At 59.4% G+C, this 20,222-nt stretch carries 22 protein-coding genes and 1 pseudogene; 6 read left to right on the forward strand and 17 right to left on the reverse strand.

Annotated features, from left to right (window positions below; translation table 11 throughout):
* Nucleotides 1-411: 411 nt before the first annotated feature.
* From NKJ40_RS22000 to NKJ40_RS22020, 5 genes are all read right to left on the reverse strand, one after another.
* A complete protein-coding gene (locus tag NKJ40_RS22000) occupies nucleotides 412-663 on the reverse strand; it encodes an alpha/beta fold hydrolase (protein WP_352467859.1) in 252 nt (83 codons plus the stop codon).
* 424 nt (nucleotides 664-1,087) lie between these two features.
* Nucleotides 1,088-1,555, reverse strand: a complete 468-nt coding sequence (locus NKJ40_RS22005; protein WP_352467860.1) for a tetratricopeptide repeat protein — start codon at nucleotides 1,553-1,555, stop codon at nucleotides 1,088-1,090.
* Between the two features lie 15 nt (nucleotides 1,556-1,570).
* A complete protein-coding gene (locus NKJ40_RS22010; protein ID WP_352467861.1) occupies nucleotides 1,571-2,023 on the reverse strand; it encodes a YidB family protein in 453 nt (150 codons plus the stop codon).
* Nucleotides 2,024-2,377: 354 nt separating this feature from the next.
* A complete protein-coding gene (locus tag NKJ40_RS22015) occupies nucleotides 2,378-3,247 on the reverse strand; it encodes an MBL fold metallo-hydrolase (RefSeq protein ID WP_352467862.1) in 870 nt (289 codons plus the stop codon).
* Nucleotides 3,248-4,419: 1,172 nt separating this feature from the next.
* On the reverse strand, nucleotides 4,420-4,734 hold the full coding sequence (locus tag NKJ40_RS22020; RefSeq protein ID WP_352467863.1) for an alpha/beta fold hydrolase: 315 nt from the start codon (nucleotides 4,732-4,734) through the stop codon (nucleotides 4,420-4,422).
* 374 nt (nucleotides 4,735-5,108) lie between these two features.
* On the opposite strand from NKJ40_RS22020, the gene NKJ40_RS22025 reads away from it, so the two are divergent.
* Nucleotides 5,109-5,747 (forward strand): hypothetical protein, encoded by a 639-nt coding sequence (locus tag NKJ40_RS22025; RefSeq protein WP_352467864.1) that lies wholly within the window; start codon nucleotides 5,109-5,111, stop codon nucleotides 5,745-5,747.
* A gap of 21 nt (nucleotides 5,748-5,768) precedes the next feature.
* On the opposite strand, the gene NKJ40_RS22030 is transcribed toward NKJ40_RS22025, so the two are convergent.
* The 8 genes and pseudogenes from NKJ40_RS22030 to NKJ40_RS22065 form a co-directional block, all read right to left on the reverse strand.
* The gene (locus NKJ40_RS22030; RefSeq protein ID WP_352467895.1) at nucleotides 5,769-7,430 is read right to left on the reverse strand and encodes a DNA polymerase/3'-5' exonuclease PolX; all 1,662 of its coding nucleotides are present in this window, start codon (nucleotides 7,428-7,430) and stop codon (nucleotides 5,769-5,771) included.
* Between the two features lie 107 nt (nucleotides 7,431-7,537).
* Nucleotides 7,538-9,436 (reverse strand): DNA ligase D, encoded by a 1,899-nt coding sequence (gene ligD, locus NKJ40_RS22035; RefSeq protein WP_352467865.1) that lies wholly within the window; start codon nucleotides 9,434-9,436, stop codon nucleotides 7,538-7,540.
* Between the two features lie 538 nt (nucleotides 9,437-9,974).
* A complete protein-coding gene (locus tag NKJ40_RS22040) occupies nucleotides 9,975-10,214 on the reverse strand; it encodes a DUF982 domain-containing protein (RefSeq protein ID WP_352467866.1) in 240 nt (79 codons plus the stop codon).
* Between the two features lie 8 nt (nucleotides 10,215-10,222).
* Nucleotides 10,223-10,468 carry a DUF982 domain-containing protein gene (locus NKJ40_RS22045; protein WP_352467867.1) on the reverse strand — a complete coding sequence of 82 codons (246 nt, stop codon included), beginning with the start codon at nucleotides 10,466-10,468 and terminating at the stop codon, nucleotides 10,223-10,225.
* 480 nt (nucleotides 10,469-10,948) lie between these two features.
* A complete protein-coding gene (locus NKJ40_RS22050) occupies nucleotides 10,949-11,203 on the reverse strand; it encodes a DUF982 domain-containing protein (RefSeq protein ID WP_352467868.1) in 255 nt (84 codons plus the stop codon).
* 548 nt (nucleotides 11,204-11,751) lie between these two features.
* Nucleotides 11,752-11,979 carry a hypothetical protein gene (locus NKJ40_RS22055; RefSeq protein ID WP_352467869.1) on the reverse strand — a complete coding sequence of 76 codons (228 nt, stop codon included), beginning with the start codon at nucleotides 11,977-11,979 and terminating at the stop codon, nucleotides 11,752-11,754.
* Nucleotides 11,980-12,637: 658 nt separating this feature from the next.
* On the reverse strand, nucleotides 12,638-12,835 hold the full coding sequence (locus tag NKJ40_RS22060) for a hypothetical protein (RefSeq protein WP_023722969.1): 198 nt from the start codon (nucleotides 12,833-12,835) through the stop codon (nucleotides 12,638-12,640).
* Between the two features lie 644 nt (nucleotides 12,836-13,479).
* A pseudogene (locus NKJ40_RS22065) lies at nucleotides 13,480-13,677 on the reverse strand (transposase); the annotation flags it as partial.
* 75 nt (nucleotides 13,678-13,752) lie between these two features.
* Here NKJ40_RS22065 and NKJ40_RS22070 point away from each other — a divergent pair.
* Nucleotides 13,753-14,004, forward strand: a complete 252-nt coding sequence (locus NKJ40_RS22070; protein WP_352467870.1) for a DUF6074 family protein — start codon at nucleotides 13,753-13,755, stop codon at nucleotides 14,002-14,004.
* Between the two features lie 7 nt (nucleotides 14,005-14,011).
* Here the strand turns inward: NKJ40_RS22070 and NKJ40_RS22075 are convergent, their stop codons facing one another.
* The 4 genes from NKJ40_RS22075 to NKJ40_RS22090 all read right to left on the reverse strand — a co-directional run bounded on the left by NKJ40_RS22075 (nucleotide 14,012) and on the right by NKJ40_RS22090 (nucleotide 17,248).
* Nucleotides 14,012-14,293: a hypothetical protein gene (locus NKJ40_RS22075; protein WP_352467871.1), complete on the reverse strand. Its 282-nt coding sequence runs from the start codon at nucleotides 14,291-14,293 to the stop codon at nucleotides 14,012-14,014.
* 240 nt (nucleotides 14,294-14,533) lie between these two features.
* On the reverse strand, nucleotides 14,534-15,709 hold the full coding sequence (locus NKJ40_RS22080; protein WP_352467872.1) for a hypothetical protein: 1,176 nt from the start codon (nucleotides 15,707-15,709) through the stop codon (nucleotides 14,534-14,536).
* Between the two features lie 118 nt (nucleotides 15,710-15,827).
* A complete protein-coding gene (locus NKJ40_RS22085) occupies nucleotides 15,828-16,976 on the reverse strand; it encodes an ImmA/IrrE family metallo-endopeptidase (RefSeq protein ID WP_352467874.1) in 1,149 nt (382 codons plus the stop codon).
* Nucleotides 16,973-17,248: a type II toxin-antitoxin system HigB family toxin gene (locus NKJ40_RS22090; protein ID WP_352467875.1), complete on the reverse strand. Its 276-nt coding sequence runs from the start codon at nucleotides 17,246-17,248 to the stop codon at nucleotides 16,973-16,975. Before NKJ40_RS22090 ends, NKJ40_RS22085 begins: the two co-directional genes overlap by 4 nt.
* Nucleotides 17,249-17,457: 209 nt before the next feature.
* Between NKJ40_RS22090 and NKJ40_RS22095 the strand changes: the two genes are divergently transcribed.
* The 4 genes from NKJ40_RS22095 (at nucleotide 17,458) to NKJ40_RS22110 (ending at nucleotide 20,094) form a co-directional block, all read left to right on the forward strand.
* Nucleotides 17,458-17,754: a hypothetical protein gene (locus tag NKJ40_RS22095; protein WP_352467876.1), complete on the forward strand. Its 297-nt coding sequence runs from the start codon at nucleotides 17,458-17,460 to the stop codon at nucleotides 17,752-17,754.
* A 5-nt stretch (nucleotides 17,755-17,759) separates the two neighbouring features.
* Nucleotides 17,760-18,215 carry a hypothetical protein gene (locus tag NKJ40_RS22100; protein WP_192250289.1) on the forward strand — a complete coding sequence of 152 codons (456 nt, stop codon included), beginning with the start codon at nucleotides 17,760-17,762 and terminating at the stop codon, nucleotides 18,213-18,215.
* A gap of 104 nt (nucleotides 18,216-18,319) precedes the next feature.
* Entirely contained in the window at nucleotides 18,320-18,763 is a 444-nt protein-coding gene (locus NKJ40_RS22105) for a Mov34/MPN/PAD-1 family protein (RefSeq protein ID WP_352467877.1), read from the forward strand.
* A complete protein-coding gene (locus tag NKJ40_RS22110) occupies nucleotides 18,733-20,094 on the forward strand; it encodes a ThiF family adenylyltransferase (protein ID WP_352467878.1) in 1,362 nt (453 codons plus the stop codon). The genes NKJ40_RS22105 and NKJ40_RS22110 overlap by 31 nt, the downstream gene beginning before the upstream one ends.
* Nucleotides 20,095-20,222 lie beyond the last annotated feature (128 nt).

Raw genomic sequence — 20,222 nt, forward strand, 5'->3', positions numbered from 1 at the left:
AGCCCTCGACCGTCAGTATGCATCGCAAGCCGTACCCGCAAGGATGGTGCGACATGTCTACATTTGTTCTCCGACCGCCAGCTCCTTGTAGTGCGGGGGTGCTTGTCAGTCCGTGGCCTCGATTTGCAGACGACCAGATGCTGGCAGCCACAAAGAGAGGCAGAAGCCGAACACGGAATTGGGGCCGTTCCCCTGGCCAGATCCCCAAGATACGGGACCTCGACGTCGATGTTAGCTGAACCGGCGCGGATGGATGCACAGGATGCGGTTCGCTGAAGTGCGTGCCGCCGTGAAGTAAATCATCGGATTCGCCACCCGATAGAGTCGGGACGGGGTTCTACCTATTGCTTTTGAGCATGATCTTTTCCGAAAATCGCGATTCCACTTCTTCGGGATCGCGCCAGTGCCGGCCTACTTCATGCTGACCGCGGCAGCGACCCTGTCCACCATGGCGAGAACAGCTAGCGGTGCGGTGTGGTGGACCATGTGGCCGGCCTGCGGGATGATATCGACAAAGGAACCAGGAATCTCCGATTGTAGTCTAAGAGCCTCGGCTTTCGCATCGAACAACCGGTCGCCGGCCCCGGCAATAATGCCGGCAGGCATCAACAGATCATTGTAGCGGGTGAAGCGGCCGCCGGCCAGCGCGTCGGCCAGCATCAATCCCGATTCGGCCGCGATCGACCGCAGCTGTGAGGCCAGCTGGCGATGTCCTTTGCCGACGAAGCAAACCCCGCAGAGACGATGCCGGGGCGAAATACTTGCCCATGGCGAGCGGCCAGGTGAGCAGCACAAGCAGCGGAAGCAAAATGTGGGGGAAAACACCACCGGCGACAGGCAAGGCCGGCAGCCCGCCAGTGCAAGGCCCAGGCGCGGCGGCAAGAACGGACCGATGAAGACTCCCGATCGAATCGTCGTCCGATCGAGCTCATCGACTCGCCCGCCTGCCATCGAACCCAAATCTCAGGCGCTGAGCGGCCGAGTAGTAGATGCGACTTCGCTGCTTCATGGCTCACACTCCATCTTTCAGAAAAGAGCGTGTGTTGCTGCGATCAGTTGAATCCGCCACCCAAACCGAACGCGGCTGCTAGGCAGGCCGAAGCTTGTGCAAGTACAGCTGTGCGTCACAAGGCAAGTGAACTAAGAAGCTGCACGAACCGCGGGTGATCGCGAATGGCGTCGAAATGACTTCGTGACGGATTCGTTCCAATACGTTCTGACTCACGCTTCCTCCGACGGCTCTTTCCAGGTACCGCACCGCTTCCTCCATTTCCCCGAGCACGGAATACATGCAAGCGGCGTTGTACTGCGTCACGAAGTCGTCCGGATCGATCGCCAGCGCTCTGGCCAGCCAGGAACGCGCCTTCTTCCGCTCACCGATATACGCGAGCGAGGGCGCCGCGATGCAGCGGTGCCGCATTTTCAGGATGGCGGCCAGTTGCGCGTTCGGCGCGCTCGAAACAGATCCTTGGTTCGCGAGCGGATGAAGGCGATCGCGCAGGAGCGTCCCCCGGTGTAGAGTTGCCACCCTGGATCTCGCCTTGGCCGGCTGCATTCCTGGCTGTGTCCCCTAGGATACATTGTCGAGCAGGGTCGACTTATCCAAGCCATGTGTCGGCTCAGGCGGCCATTCACCATTCGGCGTCATCTCGTTGACTGTCTCGGGTAGATCCCGCGCAATCCTTCTGATTAGCTCCTCGCGCGAAAGACCCGTCTGCATCGAAATGGACGTGAGTGTACCTTCGTCCATTGCCGCTTGGACGTCCCTTGGCTCAATCGGTTGGTTTGGCCCGCTGCCAACCCACGAGTCGACCTTCGATCCTGCCCCCACCTCCCTGAACCGGTCGAGGATCTCACCAAGGTCAGCCCTCGACACGCCATTCGTTATCTGAGCCAGAATTCTGCGTTCCGGGTCGTTTGGGTTAAGATACCCCGCTCCCGGAATCAATTCACAGAGCTTGTCGCGGTTTTGGTATGCCAGAACGCCAAGCATCGCGATCGCCAATCTTCCCAGATTTGCCATTTGGTCTCCTCCACGGTTTTGGTCGATGAGCGAATCAAAGCCAAGTCTTGGCGGATGCCGACGCGTGTGGACTCGAACAACTTATTGCCGGTCGGCTCGCGGGCGGACAGGACGCGTCCTTCGGGTACTCGTTTTCCATCTGACGTCTTCTCCTGACGCAGAACTTCGGGGCGCTTGGCCGCAGTCGCCCTGCGCCGATCGAGCGACCCTAACCCGGCGCCTCCCGGGTTTGTTCCGCTTGTCAGAGTTTGTCGCGACGATGGCAAGCGCGACCCGACGGGTAACTCTACCGGCTCGAGAGATAGAGTCTGCCCAACTTGATCATACTTCAGAACGACGGCGGCTCAGTTAGCCTCAGCTACCTAGGACTGCCGCCGGCTCGCGCACGAATTTCAATTTCGGCGGGACGGCGAACACCCTGAACCGCTCAGCCAGGCTGTCAAGAGCTTGACGCATGCCCACTCCCGCAGCAGCCGCACCGTGTCCACTGATGACCATGTGCGGGTTCAGGGCAGCCAAGTGCTTCACGGATCTTTCCGCCGCATCCCAGTCCGGCGTGAAGTAGCGCGGCGGACCGTGCATCTCAAGATCCTGAACGGCGACCTCATAGACTGACTCCTGACCGGTGGTGATGAAAGCGTCCCCTACGATCAGCGAGCGGTCCTCCTCGCGCCAGAGCGAGATATGCCCAGGAGCGTGCCCGGGTGTGTGTAGCCATCGCCATCCGGGCATTCCGGGGATCGATCCGTCGGCAGGTAGGAGTTCCAAACGGTTGCCAAGATCAATTGGCCCCCGTGGAAAAAGCGGCGAAAGCAGCGCCATCAGTCCACCCCCGACCCAGGGATCCGGTGGCGGATAGGACGCGGTTCCGTCCAGATAGGGGCGCTCGAGTGGATGCGCGAAGACAGGCACGTCCCACCTATTCGCGAGGTCTAGAACCGTTCCCACATGGTCGAAATGGCCGTGGGTCAGGATGATCGCGGCCGGCCGTGCGTTCGTGCCAAACCGCTTTTCCGCGACCGCAAGAATGCTGCCGCGGGACGTCGGCAACCCGGTATCGATCAGCATCCAGTTCCGATCTCCGCTGCCCGGTGCGCCGAAGAACACGACATTGACGATTGCTAGGCGCAAATAGCCCAAGTCCGGTGCGATGCTCCAAGCGCCGTCGCCACGATCCTCGCGCCTGGCGTGGTCGATCTCGGAAAGTCGAATCTGAACGGTCATGTGATCCCGTGCCTCTCTTGTTGCTGAGCAGCCGCTCGAGTCGATCGGCGGCGGTGGTATATCGCCCCGAACTTGGCACGGCCCTCCTTGTTCCTCCTTCGCCACCCAGCTCCGGACAGTCCACCACAGGAACAAAGGCTCGACCCAATCGGTTCGGCATTACCCGGTCGCGCCAGGACGAGCTGGACTGAGCAACGAAGATGGCGCGCGCCCCATTGGATGCGGTATTTCGCCAACGCGGTTCCCGGTCCTAACAAGGCGGCCGAGTTCGAAGCCGACTGCCGAAAGAAGACTTCGAATGAGCGAAGTGGGGCGTATGGACGAGCACCAGGTGGAGGCTCCGGTTCCGCAAGCTTCGCCTATGACTGGTCAAGTTGGGCGCCAATGGTCGAGGCGGCCCGATCGGCAGGTGTCCAGGTTATCTGGGACATCTTCCATTACGGATCTCCAGACCATGTCGATCAGCGATCGCTGCATTTCATCGATGCCTATGCCTCGTTCGCGGCAGAAGCCGTGAGCGTACAGCGTTCGATCGCCGGAACACCGCCTCTGTTGTGTCCCATCAACTAGATCTCCTTTTTCGCATGGGCTGTTGAGGTCGGCTATTTCCCGCGTGGGGCCGAACAAACGTGGATGGTTCAAGCGGCATCTCGTGAAGGCTGCCATCGCGGGTGTTCGTGCAATGCGGGAGATCGACCCCGCCTGCAGATTTGTCTGGGCCGAGCCCCTTATCCAAATCGCTCCTCGTGACCGGACCCGCAGCGAACGGGGTCGGGCCGAAAACGCCCGTCAGGGGCAGTTCGAAGCTTACGACATGTTGCTGGGCCGCGTCGAACCTGAGTTGGGCGGGAGCGAAGATGTTGTCGATGTCGTGGGCCTGAATTTCTAGCCGCACAATCAATGGTAAATAAACGGGCCGACGATATCGATGGGACACCATGAGTACCGCGCTTTGTCGGAAATGTTGCTCGAGGTTGCTCATCGGTACGGTAAGCCGATGTTCATTGCCGAGACCGGCTCAGAGGGATCCGGCGGGCCGGCTTGGCTCCACTGTGTATGCCGCGACGAGGTGCGTGCCGCTATGGGTGTCGGAGCATCGATTCGAGGGTATTTGCCTGTACCCGATAACGGCCTACCCGGGCTGGGACAATTCGCGTCATGCAGAGGTGGGGTTATTTTCGGCCATCCACCCGAATGGCACACGCCGCCTCCGTCAGCCCGTCGCGGACGAACTGGTGCATCAGCAAGATCTGTTCACGGCAAACCGGACGCGCTGATTGTGTTGCGACACACCGCAAGGGCGAGCACCGAAGACCAGGGCAAATTACGGTGTATTCCTCAGCCAAAATCGGCGCCACGCGATGCCAAGTGGCATGGGTGCGAGGATGACCGTGCAGCATCAGGAAGCGGTGGCCCCTTCCACCAACCCGCACTCTGAGCGTCGCTTCCGGAAGTTTGATCTGCTCCAGCGAGAAACCTTCGAACATGCAACTCCCTCCATTCGCAACATTTGCCAAACGTGTAAACGGAGAGGCAGTTCAATGTCGGCTTCCGCGGGATCTGAACTTGCCTTGTATTCCGCGAAGAGGTCGTGAGCCGAACGGCGGCTTTAACTGGTCCCTCGGCAATAACCGGACGGACAGCAAACGGCCCCCAAAAAGCCGCCAGGCGGCGACGCGCCTGATATCGCACTTCGAGATCAACTCTGCCGTTTCCTGTTAGCCGAAGTTGCAAACGGCCCCGCTCACAATCGTGGTTGCGCCTTTGGGCATCGTGGTTCAGACCGCTGGCGGATTAGAACTCATATTGGCTTTGCGATCGGCTCATCGCTGCCGACAATCGGTGACCTATATAAAGGGGCATGTCCACGCGCCGAAAAATCAATGCAACAGCGAAGCTGATTGGAGAGTGGCCTTTGACCCCGGCTGCAACGCTTGGATCGTCCGTCAGAGCGAGGGGTATTTTTCTCGAAATACGCGCCCGCCTTCCAACGGACTTCAGGAAACTGCTCCATATCGAGTCCCGCGTGCTTACCCTGCGCCTGTCTCAGGGCGCCGAGAATGATGTGCAGGTGGTATTCGGGATCGTATCCAAAGCACTGCAGAATATCGAAGACCTGCCCGTAATCCCCCGTGAAATCGAGGACATTCTGACGATCTCGACGGCCGAACGGCACCGCTGGCTGAAAGATGGTCGCTTGCAGAGCGCCGGGACGAAAACGGTGAAACTCCGCGGGCGGGCAAGGAACATCACCTTTCACGTGTTCGACCCGCAGCACGTGGAGGATGTGCTTGACCGCGACCTGGTTACGGTCTGGCGCGAACAGGACGCAGCGACAGCTGCAGAGAATAGGCGGCGTGGCGCGGGGAAGGCGGCTCTGAAACGTGCGCAAAGAAGCGGGCGCGGAGCTGCAGCTTCAACTGGCCATTGCCCCGCTGAAATTTCGCACTCCAGTTTGCGCGGCTGGGACGATTTCGAGAAGGACGGTCTCCTGCGCTGATAGGTCGGGCGCACAGCCAGGTTAGGACATTTGCCTGCGCCGTGCGAGATGCGCAAGGAGGGCCGTCAAACGCATCGCGTTCAGGACCCGCTTCGCAGGGACGCCGCCCTTGCGCGCCATCTCGACACCCCAATGCATGTGGTCGAGCTCGCGGATCGAATGAGCGTCCGGGTTGATGCTGAAGATGCAGCCATGATCGAGTGCCTTTTGATGCCAGCGCCAGTCGAGGTCGAGTCGCCACGGATGTGCGTTGATTTCGACGGCAACGCCGTGTTTCGCACACGCTTTGAGGACTTTGTCGACGTCGAGATCATAACCGGGCCGGCGCAACAGCTGGCGACCGGTCATGTGCCCGATGATTGTCGTCCGAGGATTTCCGATCGCTTCAATGATACGCCCCGTCTGCTCCTTCTTGGGCAACTTGAAGCGGCTGTGCACGCTCGCGACGACGAAATCGAACTGCTCCAAGATATCATTCGGGTAATCGAGCGAGCCATCCGCCAGGATGTCCGCCTCAATGCCCTTCAGTATGCGAAATTTTCCATTGTATGCGTTGTTCAGCCGATCAGCTTCGCGGTGCTGTTCAGCAATCTCCTGCAACGAAAGGCCGCCTGCGTAGTGAGCGGACTGCGAATGATCGGCGACACCATAGTAGTCGAAACCGCGCCTGCGCGTGGCTTCAGCCATTGCCTCAAGCGTTTCGGTGCCATCGGAAGCGGTCGTGTGAGAATGCAGGATGCCATGAAGATCTTCATCCCGAATGAGGGCAGGTAGCTTCTGCTTTGCCGCTCGATCGATCTCGCCCCTGCCTTCGCGCAATTCTGGCTCGATAAACTGCAGGTCTAGCGCTTGGTAGATTTCTTCCTCTGTGGCTGACGCGATCAGTTTTCTCCCGCGACGAAGCCCATCGGCGCTTAGGGTGTATCCCTTGTCGACCGCGAACGTCTTCAGTTGCTCAAGGTGGTCTGCCGACCCGGTTGCTTCGAGCAGGCTCGCGCCAAAATGCTTCTTGTCCGTGACAACAAGCCTGAGGGTTGTATCCTCGATACCAGTCGACTTTCTGCCCTGCGCTACCAGGGCCAAGTCAGAAACGAGCTCGCAACCGCGCCGGAAGTCACCTGCAATTTCGACGCGCGAAAACTCTGGATGCTGTTGCTTTACCGATATGACCGCATGGTGGAGAAGAGCGGCGGCCTTGTGCAGGTGAAGTTGCATTTCGCCGCTTCGCACGATGGCCAGGTTCTGCAGCAGCTTTGTCTGAAGCGCGGCGCCGAGGCCTTTGACTGGGCGGATGCGGTCTTCTCTCGCTGCGGCCTCGAGCTCCGCCAGCGAGTTCACGCCGAGCGCCTGATGAAGCTTCAGTATCTTATCGGGACGAAGCCCGGGTATGGCAAACAGCTCCATCACGCCCGCTGGAACATCCTCGCGCAGCTTCTCAAGGCTTGGGTGCGTGCCGGTTTGGTAAAGCTTGGTCACGATGTCTGCGATCGCGTCACCGATCCCCGGGATCTTGGTGAGGGCGCCGGCGGCGATGATCCGATCAAGCGGCTGCGACAGCGCCATCAGACTGTCTGCCGCGCCCAAGTATGCCTTTGTGCGATAGGGATTGTCGCCGCGCATAGACGCCCGTTGCGCGTATTCCCTTAAAAGACTGGCGACGGTCCTAGGATCGATTTTTGCCATGGCTTCAGCCAAACGAGACCGATCTCCGCAGGTTCCAATGAGGCAAGGCCGTGAGCGCCGCGTTGCCCTTTGAATCCCGGCTTTACTGCCTCTTCCCGCGTCGGACGCTACAGATTGGGCAAGGATTGGTCAGCGCGACCCCATCCAGCCAGAGTTTTGGAGACTGCGCGTTTCTTTAATTCAGGAGCATCGCCCACGTGGAAATGAGAGGGCGCGTCTATTGTCTTCATCTCCGCCCACGTGATCGGTGCCGCGACAGGAGCGCCCGGACGTGATCTCGCGCTGTAAGGCATGATCGCGGTCGCCCCGCGCTGATTGCGTAGATAGTCCACAAAGATGCGACCCTTGCGGCGCGCCTTTGACAACACGGCCGTGAAATGGGCCGGATCGCTCCGGGCGACCGCCTGCGCCAGGCGAGACGCGAAGTCCTTCACCTGTGGCCACTCGGCGCCAGGGGTGAGCGGCGCGATGACGTGCACTCCTTTGCCTCCCGTCAGCATCGGGAAAGTCGTAAGTCCCAGCGATTTAAGGATAGCGCGGAACTGAAAGGCAGCGGCGCGGACGGCCTCAAAATCGAGGCCTTCATCGGGGTCGAGGTCGAACACGAGGCGGTCGGCCTTTTCGACATCCTCGATCCGAGCCCCCCATCCATGCAGCTCGATCGTTCCCATCTGGACGCAAGTCATCAGTCCGTCGGCATCGTCGACATAGAGATATGGTTCCTCGTGCCCGTCTTTCTCTGTGATGCCGACGTGGTGGACTTTGTCGCCAAAGCTGCCGGCGTCGTGTTTCTGGAAGAAGCACTTCTTCGCGCGGCCCTGTGGGCATCGAACCAGACTGATCGGCCGGCTGCCAACCCAAGGAAGCATGATCGCCGCGACCGCTGCGTAATGGTCGGCGAGCTGTCCCTTGGTGATGTTGGACTCCGGATAGATGACGCGGTCACGGTTACTTATGGCGATGGTGGTTGTCCCAGACGCGGCGAGATCGGCTGCATGACGTTCCGTCTCGAGCACGACCGCCTCCGGCTTCTTGTCTTCACGGAGACCAAGATAGCTCGGATGTCGTAACGTCCCTTCATTTGTCATTTCGGTGAAGGCAATCTCAGCGACCAGTTTCGGACGGAGCCAGTGTGCGCCGCGCACTTCGGCGCGTGGTGCGTCGACGGTGGCGGCCTTCTGCTCGAGAGGCGCCATGATCTTCAAGAGACGAAGAAGTTCAGCGGTATCGAAGCCGGTGCCGACTTTCCCGGCGTAACGCAGCTTGCCGCGGTCATGAACGCCAAGGATCAAGGACCGAAACGCGCGGACCTTGTCGGACGGCGTCCAGCCGACAATCACAAATTCCTGCCGCCTGATGCATTTGATCTTCAGCCAGCTTGCGCCGCGGGCCGCCACATAACTCGAATCCGCGAGCTTTGAGATGACGCCCTCAAGGCCGGCAGCGCAGAAGCGATCGAGCAGCTCTTCTCCGCGGCCGAGGATATGGTCGGAGTAACGAAGGACCGGATTTTTCGCAGGCAAGATCGCCTCCAGCTTCGCCTTGCGCTCAACAAGAGGAAGCCTTGTCAGATCTTCGCCGTCGAGCTGCAGCAGATCGAACGCATAAAAGTCGATAGTCGCCGGGGCACCCTTCAATGCATTCTGAAGCGCCTGGAAGTTAGATCTTCCTTCCACATCGACAACCACGGCCTCGCCGTCAATCAGGGCTGAGCGCACCTTGAGCTTGCGAGCCTCGGAGAGGATCGAGGGAAAACGGCTAGACCAGTCCAGACCAGATCGTGTGTACGCTCGCGCCTCGCCACCGCCGACGGCAACGAGAATACGATAGCCGTCGTATTTCATCTCATGGATCCAACGATCGCCGGCAGGGACCGTGTCCACGAGCGTTGCGAGCTGGACCGGCCGGAAAGCGGGCGGCGCTAAAGTGACCTCGTCACGAGCGGGCGACTTCGCTTGACTAGCGCTCGACGCATTGATTGCCTTACGCGACGTTGGCTTGACCACTCTGACCTAAACCATACTGAGAGGCGAAATAAGCGTTATTCGCGTCCAACGCGCGACTCCTTCTTTAGTTTCGCTGCAGGCCGTATTGAGCTTTTCGCGATTATTGCCGACCCGCTTGATTGGCGCCTCGGCCTGACGCGGTACTTCCTGCCTCCGGCCCTTCCATCCTCCGATTTGCGCGCACAGCTCACTGGCAACGTCAAGAGCAGGAACGTGCCCTCAAATGCCGCCACAGCGTATCCGGTTTCTGCCATCGGCTTTAGAAGCCTGACATTCCGGTTCCGGTCCCCTGTGCGTACGGTTTTGATCTTCTCGTCGAACCCCATGTTTCGATTGATGACTACTCGACGTGCCCCATTGACGCCAACTACCTCGCCCAGAGCAGCTCCGATGCCAGTTTCAAGAAGTGCAAAATGGCCATAAATGCGCCGACCAGAGTGAATGCTCTCGTATCCGGGTCTATTTCGAGCAGCGCCGACTTGGTCAGCATTAGACAGCCTAACGGGTCCTTCCCAACATAGCCATGGGCACCGGCCTGCTACTCACGCAGCACCCTCTCCTCCTTGGCAGCAGCCTCGAAAGCCTGACGGACCTCTTCCGGAGTCACACGGTCCTGAAGGGCGTCGGCGCACAGTTGCACAGCCTTCCTCCACTTAGGCCGCATCTTGGTCCACTTCATGAGTTCCTCGGCGGCACCCTCGACGTTGTTGCACCGGTAGGTGACCCCAGGTCGGTCAGTCTTGACGTACACCGGAGGGGAGAACCAGTGGGTTGCCACAACACCTCCTACTCAGGGGAGAGATACACGTTGGCCTCCTTAGCGACAGCCTCAAAGGCCTTTCGTATTATGTGGGGGTCAATCGAATCGCCCTCCAAGGCTGACAGGCAGAGGGTCACCGCCTTATGCCAGCGAGGCCCTCGCCGGGTCCACATCTTGAGCTGCTCAAGGGCTTCCTTCGCATTGTTGCAGCCATGCCTGACACCGGTTTCAGTCTTCACGAACACCGGAGGGACGAACCAATGGGTTGCCATGATACCTCCTAGTCAGGGGAGAGATACACGTTGGCCTCCTTGGCAGCCGCCTCGAAGGCTTCACGCACCTCATGGGGGACATCCTGCCCTCGAACGCGTCGACGCAGGATTGGACCGCCTTCGTCCACCTCGGGCCCTTTGTGTCCCATGCCAGGAGTTCCTCGGCGGCTCCCTCGACGTGGCTGACCCCATTGCGAATGCCCGGACGTTTCGTCTTCACGTAGACCGGGGGAGCGAACCAGAGGGGACCCATAAGAGGGAACTTAGAGCGGGAAGAGCCCGCCGACCAACCCCGCTTTAGCTGCAGCTAAGGGAACGATGTAGGCCCTCGCGGGTTTAGAGGCGGCAGCGGGATTACTTCGTGGATGTGCAGCCGCTGTGGGGGGGTCCGTCGCCTCTCATCTCCATGCTTGGCGGCGGGCTCCTTTCGCGAAGGCGGTGTTGGTCTGAGACACCTAGAACCTTATACCGCAATCCAATTTAGCTGGTTGTCATTGGGGGCAGTAATGTCCCCTCCTCTTTTGCAGCAGCCAGGAATGCCTTGCGGGCCTCCTCAGCTTCCATCTCGTCGAAAATCACGGCCATGCAAACGCGCACCGCGAGGTCCCACCAAGGGCCACGCTTGGTCCACTTCATCAACTCCTCCCCGGCTGCCTCGGCGTTGTTGACGTTGCGGATGATCCCGGGACGCTCGGTCTTGACGGGGATCGGAGGGTTGAACCAGTGGAGAGCCATGAATGGACCCCAGGCGGCTAGCGGGTTTCGTCTCTACTAACCGGCTCAGCGATGAGGACGATTACCGTTTGTTAGGCATGTCTGAGTCCGTGACGGGATGTTTCCAAAGGTTCATCGACGGTTATCTAAGCGGTCGGTACGAAGCCGGTATGCATCATCTTCCGGTGGGTGTCGCCCTGGTCATTTCGCTTGTTGTCGGTCTACTCGTTGCGACGATCGCGTAAAAGGACCAGTCGGAAATCTGCGGCATCCGATGGTTATTTGTCCTCGGCGAGAGCGTTAATGTGAGGACTGTCACGCCAAGGCCGGAATATTGAGAATGAATGACAGCATACGGGCGCGCGCCCATTGCGAGGTCACCGAAGTCGGCCGACAGCTACTCCCGGGCGTCGAAAGCCACGCAGAGGCCCATGGCAGTTGCTGCCTCGACGATTGCCTCGGTTAGTTCTTCGTCGGAGGCCACCAAATAAGGCGCAGTCTCCCGAGCTTCGCGTAATGCCGCTTTGATCGAGACCGTGTCGCGACGGTCCGCCCTGTTGAGGAGGCGGTTATTCGCGAAGATCGAACCCGACGAACAGGCCAAAGGCTGGGGCAACATTGACAATAAGCTCCACCAGCTCGCAGTCAGTTTCCGCCAGATGTGGCCGGTCTCGGCGCACCGCTGCAATAGTCTCTTTGACGGAGATGATTTGGCCGCGACGGGCTTGTAGGATCAGCTCGTGAACAAGGTGTTTGGCAGTCACTTTGTCGGGTCGGCAGTTCGTCCAAACGTTCATACAAGGCCTCCCACCTCAGCGAGAACCCAAGAGAACATTCATGATCCTCTGTCGAGAAAAATCAAGAAGAATGTTTGATAAGTTCTGAGTGGGAATCAGGGGAACAAGCCACGAAGCGAGCCTCTATACTCTTTGAGCTGACGCTCAGCCAGCCGGCTAGGGACCTTCTTCCGTCGGGCCCTGTTTGGCCCGATCAATAGCCGCAAGTAATGACTGTAGGGTTGGCGGCAGTTCTGGTTCGACCTCCAGATTTGAGAACGTTTGTACGTGATGACGATAGCCTTCGGAACGGATCAGTTTCCGAAACGCTTCGGAGACAGACTGATGGTCTGCTTTGTTGCTGGTTGTCATGTTCGGGAAGTCCGTCCCAATCAGCCGCAACGCCCGCAACGAATGGATTCCATCAGGAGGTCGGAATATTTGGTAGAAATTTCTGAGCGGGAGATCGGATAACTGGCTCGCGCGAAGACCCCCCGTGCCCCCTTCGTTTGCCGCAGCATTAACCTCGCTCTTTGAACTGAAATTCGTGTCTATCTAGCGTCGGCGTTGCACATCGTGAACGTTGGAATGCTTCTGTCCAATGTTTGCTCACGCTGTGATGCCAACGGGCAGGCTCTTGCGGCAGGGTGCCGCAAGGCGAATGAAACGCCGGCCCAGTTCAACCCGCGCGACGTCCTTCAAAGCTGGGGGGATCGATCTTCACCAAGCGGTCTGCGGCCTCGACCGCAGTTCGTATCCTGCTGCACAGCGCGAGATTTTCCGCCAGCATTTCTTCAGTGCGTTGAAGCGCGAGCTCGGTCCGGTGGATGCGCTGCCTGGCATTGGCAACTTCCGATGTCAAAAGATCGGCCGCCATCCCGTGGCCGTGGGGTTCCATAGTGTCCATGGGTTTCTAATACATGGGGGGCGATATCGTTTCCTGATGTCGGGCGAAACGGCGGGCCGCAGAAAAGCGCGATGGGCCGAATGACCAATGCGCGCCGTGTCAAAACAGCGCCGGCAACAGGCGAACGGCTTCGGCCGCTCTAGATCCCACGGGCAGAGGCGATCACGGTCCAGAGGGCCATTGATCTGTTCAGGTACGACTACAACGTAAGCGAAGACACACTCAGGCGGCTGGTGATCAAGCACCGTCTTCACAACCAGACAATGCCCGGTGCTCCGTGGAGAATAAGCGCTCCCGGTTTGGCTATGGCGCTCGCCGGCGATGATGACGCGCTTGCGCGGTTGAGGCGGGACGATCGCGAGCATCCGGACGTAACCCGGTATTTCAAGCGGCTCGGCATCCCGCGACCCTGACCTGTTGTCAAAAGTTATGGTCGCGGCGACTGTCTAAAATAGACATTAAGTAGATGTCGCGGCCCGACAGGGCTCCACACAAGAGCGAACCGTTGCTGCCTTGCGCATCGCCCTCTAGGCCGCCGGCGTCGAGTTCATCCCGGAGAACGGCAGCCGCGCCGGCGTGAGGCTCCGCAAACCTTAGGCCGTAGACTCGTTACTGCGCAGCCACACACCTGCTTTTCGCCATCGGACGAAGCGGTTGCAACAGGTGGTGCGCGGGCCATAGCGCTGAGGCAGGTCGCGCCATGGAGCACCGGAGCGCAGCACCCAGAAGATGCCGTTCAGCACGCGCCGATCATCAATACGTGGCACACCTCTTGGCTTGTTGGGTAGACGCTTTATTCCATTGCTGACCATTGTCCAAAAGCGCTGTTAACCAAATTTTCTCACCCGCCAATGCTTATTCGCGCGACTGAAGGGGTGAGGTGATCGATGTGTGATTCAAACATAAGCGCGTTTCCGCTGCATCGGCGGCGGAAGTTGGTCGAAGGGATCGCCCGGGTCCTGGAATCCAAGAACGGGAAGGACGCGAACGCCTTCTGGCGCAACAGCGCCAAGGCAATTCTCGTTCAACTGTCCGAATCAGGAATTGCACCCGGGGTCGCCGAACAGGAAGTTGGAACGCTTCTTCATGCTGTCTTGGGCGATATCGCCACCCGCAGTGCTGCGAAACTTGCACAATAGCATCGGCTCACGATAAAGGATTGCCGGATAGAGACGCCCCGGGCTCCACAAGCGTAGCACCACTGCATCCGTCAAACGCAGGTTTCTCACTGCGGATGAAAAGATAGGCGCGTTCGTCGAAATCATGCGCGCGAATGTACTCTCGGGCGAGATACGGCTCCGCCTCGCCTGTCCGGCGGTCATCGACCAAATCGAGGTAGGCGATGCGGAAACCCGCATTCACGGAAGGCCGACGGACCTTTTCCACGAGCTGAACCCGCAAAACCAATGAGCCGCCGTTGAGTTCCACACTGCCATTTATGCGACTTTTGAGGCACGAAGCATGAACATCGGCGCATAAGAGTCTGGTTTCTCACCGCCTTGAGCTTCGCGCCAGAAGCGGTCATTCGGCCGTAGGGCGGGAGCTTTGCCTGGGCGAGTAAACCATTCCGGGCCGGGCTGTGCTGCAATGCTGCCAAGGAGATCAGCACCCCGACGCAGAAGTCGGCTGGAGAGCGCCGGATTACGAATCCAACGCCGACCGGAGATTTTAAGTACCAGGCGCGGCCTTGTCGCCATGGAAAAGGAAGCTGTCCACCACCCTCTTACGAGCAGGACCAAACAGTGGCGTCGAGAGCAAATCGTCCAGCTTGATGTTGACCGACCAGGGTTCGTCTATGAGGCACCAGTCGAGCAGGAAGTTATTGCCGTCCTTGGAGATCAGCAGACCAACGCCGATCCGAGTTTTCAGATCGTGCTTCGCCGCTCGCGTGAACAGCTCCACGGCGTTCGTTCTCATCCTACTACCGTCCTCGCCGGTCACCGGCCAGTCGGGGTCCATACTTGCGACCATGAAAGTGCAGTCGGTCTGCGGGAATGCGAATCTGAAAGGTCGACGAGGTATGCCAGCCTTGCTAGCCTCGAGAGAGACGACAAGCCGCCTTTTGAACTCGCGCCAGATGGATCGCGGGACGCGAGCGAACTCCTCCATGATCCGGTAGTAGTCCGTCCTCCTTTCAGGGTTGACGATGTGACTTTGGAGGTCCCGCATGATGTATGAAAGATCAAACCCGACAAGATCCTGCACGAAGGCGCGCAACTTCTCGATCGATCCAGGCTCCGGCAAGTTCATCTCCGACAGGAACGCGACCATGATGTCTGGCTCCTCCACGATCACGCCGGCCTCGCGCAGTTGCGGCAGGACCGACTCTCGATATTCGAAGTACAGCCGCACGTCGTCGGGGACGCGCAGTTTGTCCAATATTCCCAGATAGTCGTGCGCGGCCACGATATGAATGAAACCAACCGTGGCCGAGACGTGGAACTTGGTCTCCCAGCAGTCCGCAGGCAGCAGCCGGCCAGGAAGGAAGACGATGATCTTCTTGACGTCTAGGAGGTCGACCCCCTTCACCGCTATCTCGTGGCCCTGTGCATTCGTGAGGCGGATCTCCTCGTGCTCGGCCAGGTATCGCACCGTGTCCTTGATCTGATCCGTCGCTTTCCGGAGGACCTTCCTCCGGAACCACTGTCGCTCAGCCTCAGGGTCCGACGTCTCCTCAGCCCGTTCCTTGAGCTGGAACACCATAGCCAATGATCCGATCTTCACCATTCCGTCCGCCAGTTCGACCTGCTGTTTCGGACGAGGGAAGAATCTCGTTTCGGAGAAGGTGAACTCCTTCCAGAAAGTGGTGGCATTGAGCTGTGAGGTGAATTCTTCAAGCGTCATGTCGTACAGATAGGCTAATGCCGGTACACGTTGAAGTGCGGCTAGGGATCGTCAGTAATCAGATAGCCGCGCGTCGGTTACCGGGATTGAAAGAGAGATTCTCCTCGCAACCGCCGAGCTAGATAGGAATGAAAGCAGTCTTCACCTCGCCCCGGCCGATCAGCTTGGAGAAACGGCGATAGTCCGAATGCTGGAACCGCCATCGGCCGGCGGCAATCGCGGGATGCACGCCAGCTTTCTGCGCCGCCCCTAATATCTGCTCTGTTCTGCTCTCCTTGTTGATCCCCTTCCATATAGCGGGAGGGATAAGAGCGTTCAGAGCAAACGAGTCTGCCTCCGCTTCGATGACTTCCGAACTCGCCACGTCCAGATCGTCCAGAATAACCTGTCGATTGGGACTTAAGTGGCAAACCACGTGTGCAAACTCATGCAGTAGGGTAAACCAGAAATTGTCCAATCGATCATGGCGCAGGGTTAGCGCAATCACCGGAACCCCATCACTGCGGCACATCGCTGCCCCGTCGAGGAATGTTCCCGGTAGACGCTCCAATATGACCAATATTATTCCCATACGATATAGCACGGCAACGAGTTGATCCTTCCAGTCGGGCAATAGGCTCAACTGTGCCAATTGTCGCGCGGCCTTCTCCGGATCGGTGATCCTGGTCTTTTTGATCGCTATCTTTTCTGCACGCGCCAATGCGGCCGCACACCATGCTTCGAGTGCCGCCATGTCCGTCTTGGCGTTGGTGCGCTCGGTCCTGGTCTTGCGCAACATGGCGATTGCCGGAGTGGCGGCCTTCGAACGCGATAAGAAGCCGGCGAGATTCTCCTTCGTTTTCATCACGCCAAGCCTACGGAGCTTTCCTTCGGCCGCTATGGAGGTGCTCGACGGGCCGGCCGCAGGCTCGTGCTTGGACGAACCGATCAGCGAAGTGACGGGAATGCCTAGATGCTGATGTAGTGCCCTGATCTGATCGACCGTGGGCTGTCGCTGACCGTTGAGTATCTCGGATACGCGCGATTTACTTCCAAGGTATGGGATCAGATCGCGTTGTGACAATCCCTCCTGCGCCATGCGAAACTTGATCGCTTGGACAGGCGTCGGTGCCTCAATGGGATGCCGGGATCGCTCCCAGCGTTCGATGACGGCCTGCAGCACTTCGAGCTCGTCGCGGTCCTTCGGACTTTTGTGCCCGAACAGCGCAGTGGCACGCTTGAGTGCCGATTGGTAGTCTTCTTCAGTGCGTATAGGTCGAACTGTCATATCACCTTGCTCCCTGCCTTGGTCGTGGCGCGTGCCCCAGTAGTCGCGCCCGCATATTCGATGAGAACTATCTGCGCCTCGCAGTCAGCGACGAGATCGACCCGATAGTCACCGTTGAGTGGGATTCGGACCTTGATGCCTTTGATCAGGGCTGACGGATAGAATTCCGCGATTTCAGCCATCGAACGCCATGACCCGGCCTCAAGTTCGGCAACGAGCGCCGGTACGGCTCCATCAAGGTTGCCACGGGCACGACGCGCAAGTTCGCGCAATCTCGATATCCCTATCAGCTTCATGGCAAACCGCGGCTCCAACACAAAATGGTTCCCAAATGTGGGACGACTATTGCACTTGACCTCACGCTATGCCATATCGGAATCAGTGTTCCCGGAAGTGGGACTAACATGCAATGACGCTGGGGCCAAGGGGTTTGCTCCGCCCTCCCCTGCGCAGATTCGGGGCGACAACATGGAGTTGGCGAATGTCTCAGGACAACAAAAGCCTCGGCGAGAATTCGGGGAAAGGTCATAACGACGACGATGTCGTGCTCGAGATCGCGACGCCGAACGGCGTATTCCGCGGCACGTTCGACAAGAACGAAAAAGTGGAGAAAGTGATCAAGGAAGTGGTGAACGACCGCGACCTCGCCGAAGGCGACGCCTTCGAGCTCTACTACGGGGACCTCCACCTCGAGCCTGTCAACCGTCCGCTGGTGAGCTTCGGGCTCAAGAAGGGCAAGTACAAGTTGACGCTGGTCGCCACTGGTTCCGGGGTCTGATCATCATGAGCACCCCCGCTGCCCTGCTGGTGAAGGTTGAACTCGACGCACTTAAGGAGAATGCCAGCCTTATGGGCTGGTCGATCGAGCAGATCGATGACTTGACCTTCGTCCTCGGGCTCCCTGCTAAGGACGGCTTGACCTACCACCTGCGCGTGAGGTGTGACGGCTATCCTGCCACACCTCCTGCCTGGCACTGGTTCAACCCGGCGACCGGCAGGATCGACAATCGGCCGGATACGCCGCGGGGCGGCAATTTCCTGCACGGTAACGGCGTGATCTGCGCGCCATGGAATCGCCTCGCCTATAAAACTGTCGATTCCCGCGGACCGCATTCGGATTGGCAGATCGGCGCCTGGCAGAACAACGCATACACGAGGGCGTGCCGCACCTTGGGTGCCATGGCCCTGCGTATCGCCTGCGAACTGATGAAGAGCTACGAAGGCAGGCTGGCAGCATGATCCCCGGTTGGCTCAAGCGTGTTCTCGGCCGAAAGCCAAAGAGCATTGCAATTTCGCCACAGCCGGCCAGGTTGCTGGTGACCACGGATGCGCTCCAAGACTTGATGGCCGCGCTGGTCCGGTCTCAACAGCAGCGGCATGAGGGGATCGCCTATCTGCTCGGCCGGACCGACGGTGCCGTCACTCTTGCCGTAGCGGTCTTCGCGCCCGAGGCGCGGACGACGGCGGGCAGTTTTCATGTTCCGCCTCGCGCCATGGTGTCCTGCATGCAGGCGGCGGCGCGGTTCGAGTTGCAGGTGGTAGCCCAGGTCCACACCCATCCGGGCCAAGCCTATCATAGCGATGGCGACGTCGAGGGGGCCAAGATCCGTTACCCGGGATATGGCTCACTCGTGCTGCCTGATTATGGACGGTTTCTACCCTCACTGGCTGGCGCCGCCGCTTATCTGTGGCAGAAGCCGCACGGCTGGATCGAGCTTTCGGACGACGACATCATTATCATTCCGGCAGGCGGGCCATGGACCAGCAACAGTTTTACGACCGATTGAACGATCGAATGCTTCGCTATGGCGCGTCGCCACTCGACCAAACTCAGGTCGTCACGATCACCGCGTCGCCCGATTACCTTGCCAGTTACGATGGGCAAGTGGCAGCAATCGTCGCCTGCAACCTGTTGGGACGGCTGTCACCCTCGGTGCAGGTAGGCTTCCCGGACATACCTATCCACCCGCGCCTTCCATGGGCCGGCCGTTCGCTTGTCGAGCATGCCCTTGATGGAATGAGAGCCGCCGACCCGTTCGGCAGCTACGGCACACGCCAAATGACCGCAGGCGATTTTCGCTTCCATCTCGGACCCGACGGCCACAACACTGTCATCCACGGCTCTGGGTGGAGCGCCTACATTGGTCGGGGGCCGTCGCCGCTATCCCCGATCGAATCGGATGTCGGAATAGGCGCGGCGCTGGCCGTGGTATTGGGTGCCGCGCATCTGTTCCGCACCCGCTTCGGCGCCATGACCGAGTCCTTCGCCTGCAACGCTTGGGATTGGACCGATGTCCCCAAGCCGGTGGAATTCTCCCCAGTCGAGATCTCGCTAGGCCACGTCATGACTGCAGGGCTCGGCTCGGTGGGGTCCGCCGCCAACTACTTTCTGGCGCTTGCGACGAGGGACTTCCGCGCAAGCCTCATCGATCACGACGGGGTCGGAATCCATAACATCACCCGCTCACCCATCTTCACAGATGCCCATTCTAAGGTCGACATGGCCAAAGTCGACGCCGTCGACGCCTTTCTGCGCCGAGCCGGTGTCGAGGACGTAGCGGTCGACGCGGTCGCCTTGCATGAGTCCGCGCTCTGGAGTCTCCGTGAGGCCGGTTCGACGGACATTCTGATCTCGGCCGCCAACGAGTTCAACGTGCGCTACCATATCGAGATGGGGTTCCCGCCGATCCAGTTCTACGCCACCACGGGTCGGAATTGGCAGGCGACCTTGATGCGGCATGTACCCGGAGCGAAAGCGTGTTCGCTCTGCGTGTTCCCGCCCGACGAGAAGTACGCTCCAACTACGTGCGCCACAGACGGGTCCATCGCGTCCCAGACGACGGTCGAGGAAAAGCGCACCGACGCGGCTCTGCCCTTCCTCTCCTTCGCCGCGGGTCTAATGACCGCAGCAGAGGTTCTCAAGCTAAACGCTCCCGGTTACCCGTTCTCGGCCGAACGAGTAATGCTTGGCCTCAAGGGCCAGCCGCTGTTGATCGGCACGCCGATTCCGCATCGTACTGGCTGCCTATGCGAGGGTCGTGACAAAAACGTGCACAAAGCCGCAGTCGCGGGCTCGCGCTATGTAGAGTTCGTAGGCCGGGCGGAAGTCGGGCGATAGCCTAGGAGCTCGAGGTCCAACCCGTCAGAAATGAGCTGGGCCGATGGACGGCAACGGGATCTTGTGAAAAGCGGGTTTTTTGGTCCGGGAGCGGTGTCCACCGAACCTCTCGGTAGTCTTTCCAGAAC

This window comes from Mesorhizobium sp. M0119 (assembly GCF_040322615.1).
Taxonomy (GTDB): domain Bacteria; phylum Pseudomonadota; class Alphaproteobacteria; order Rhizobiales; family Rhizobiaceae; genus Mesorhizobium.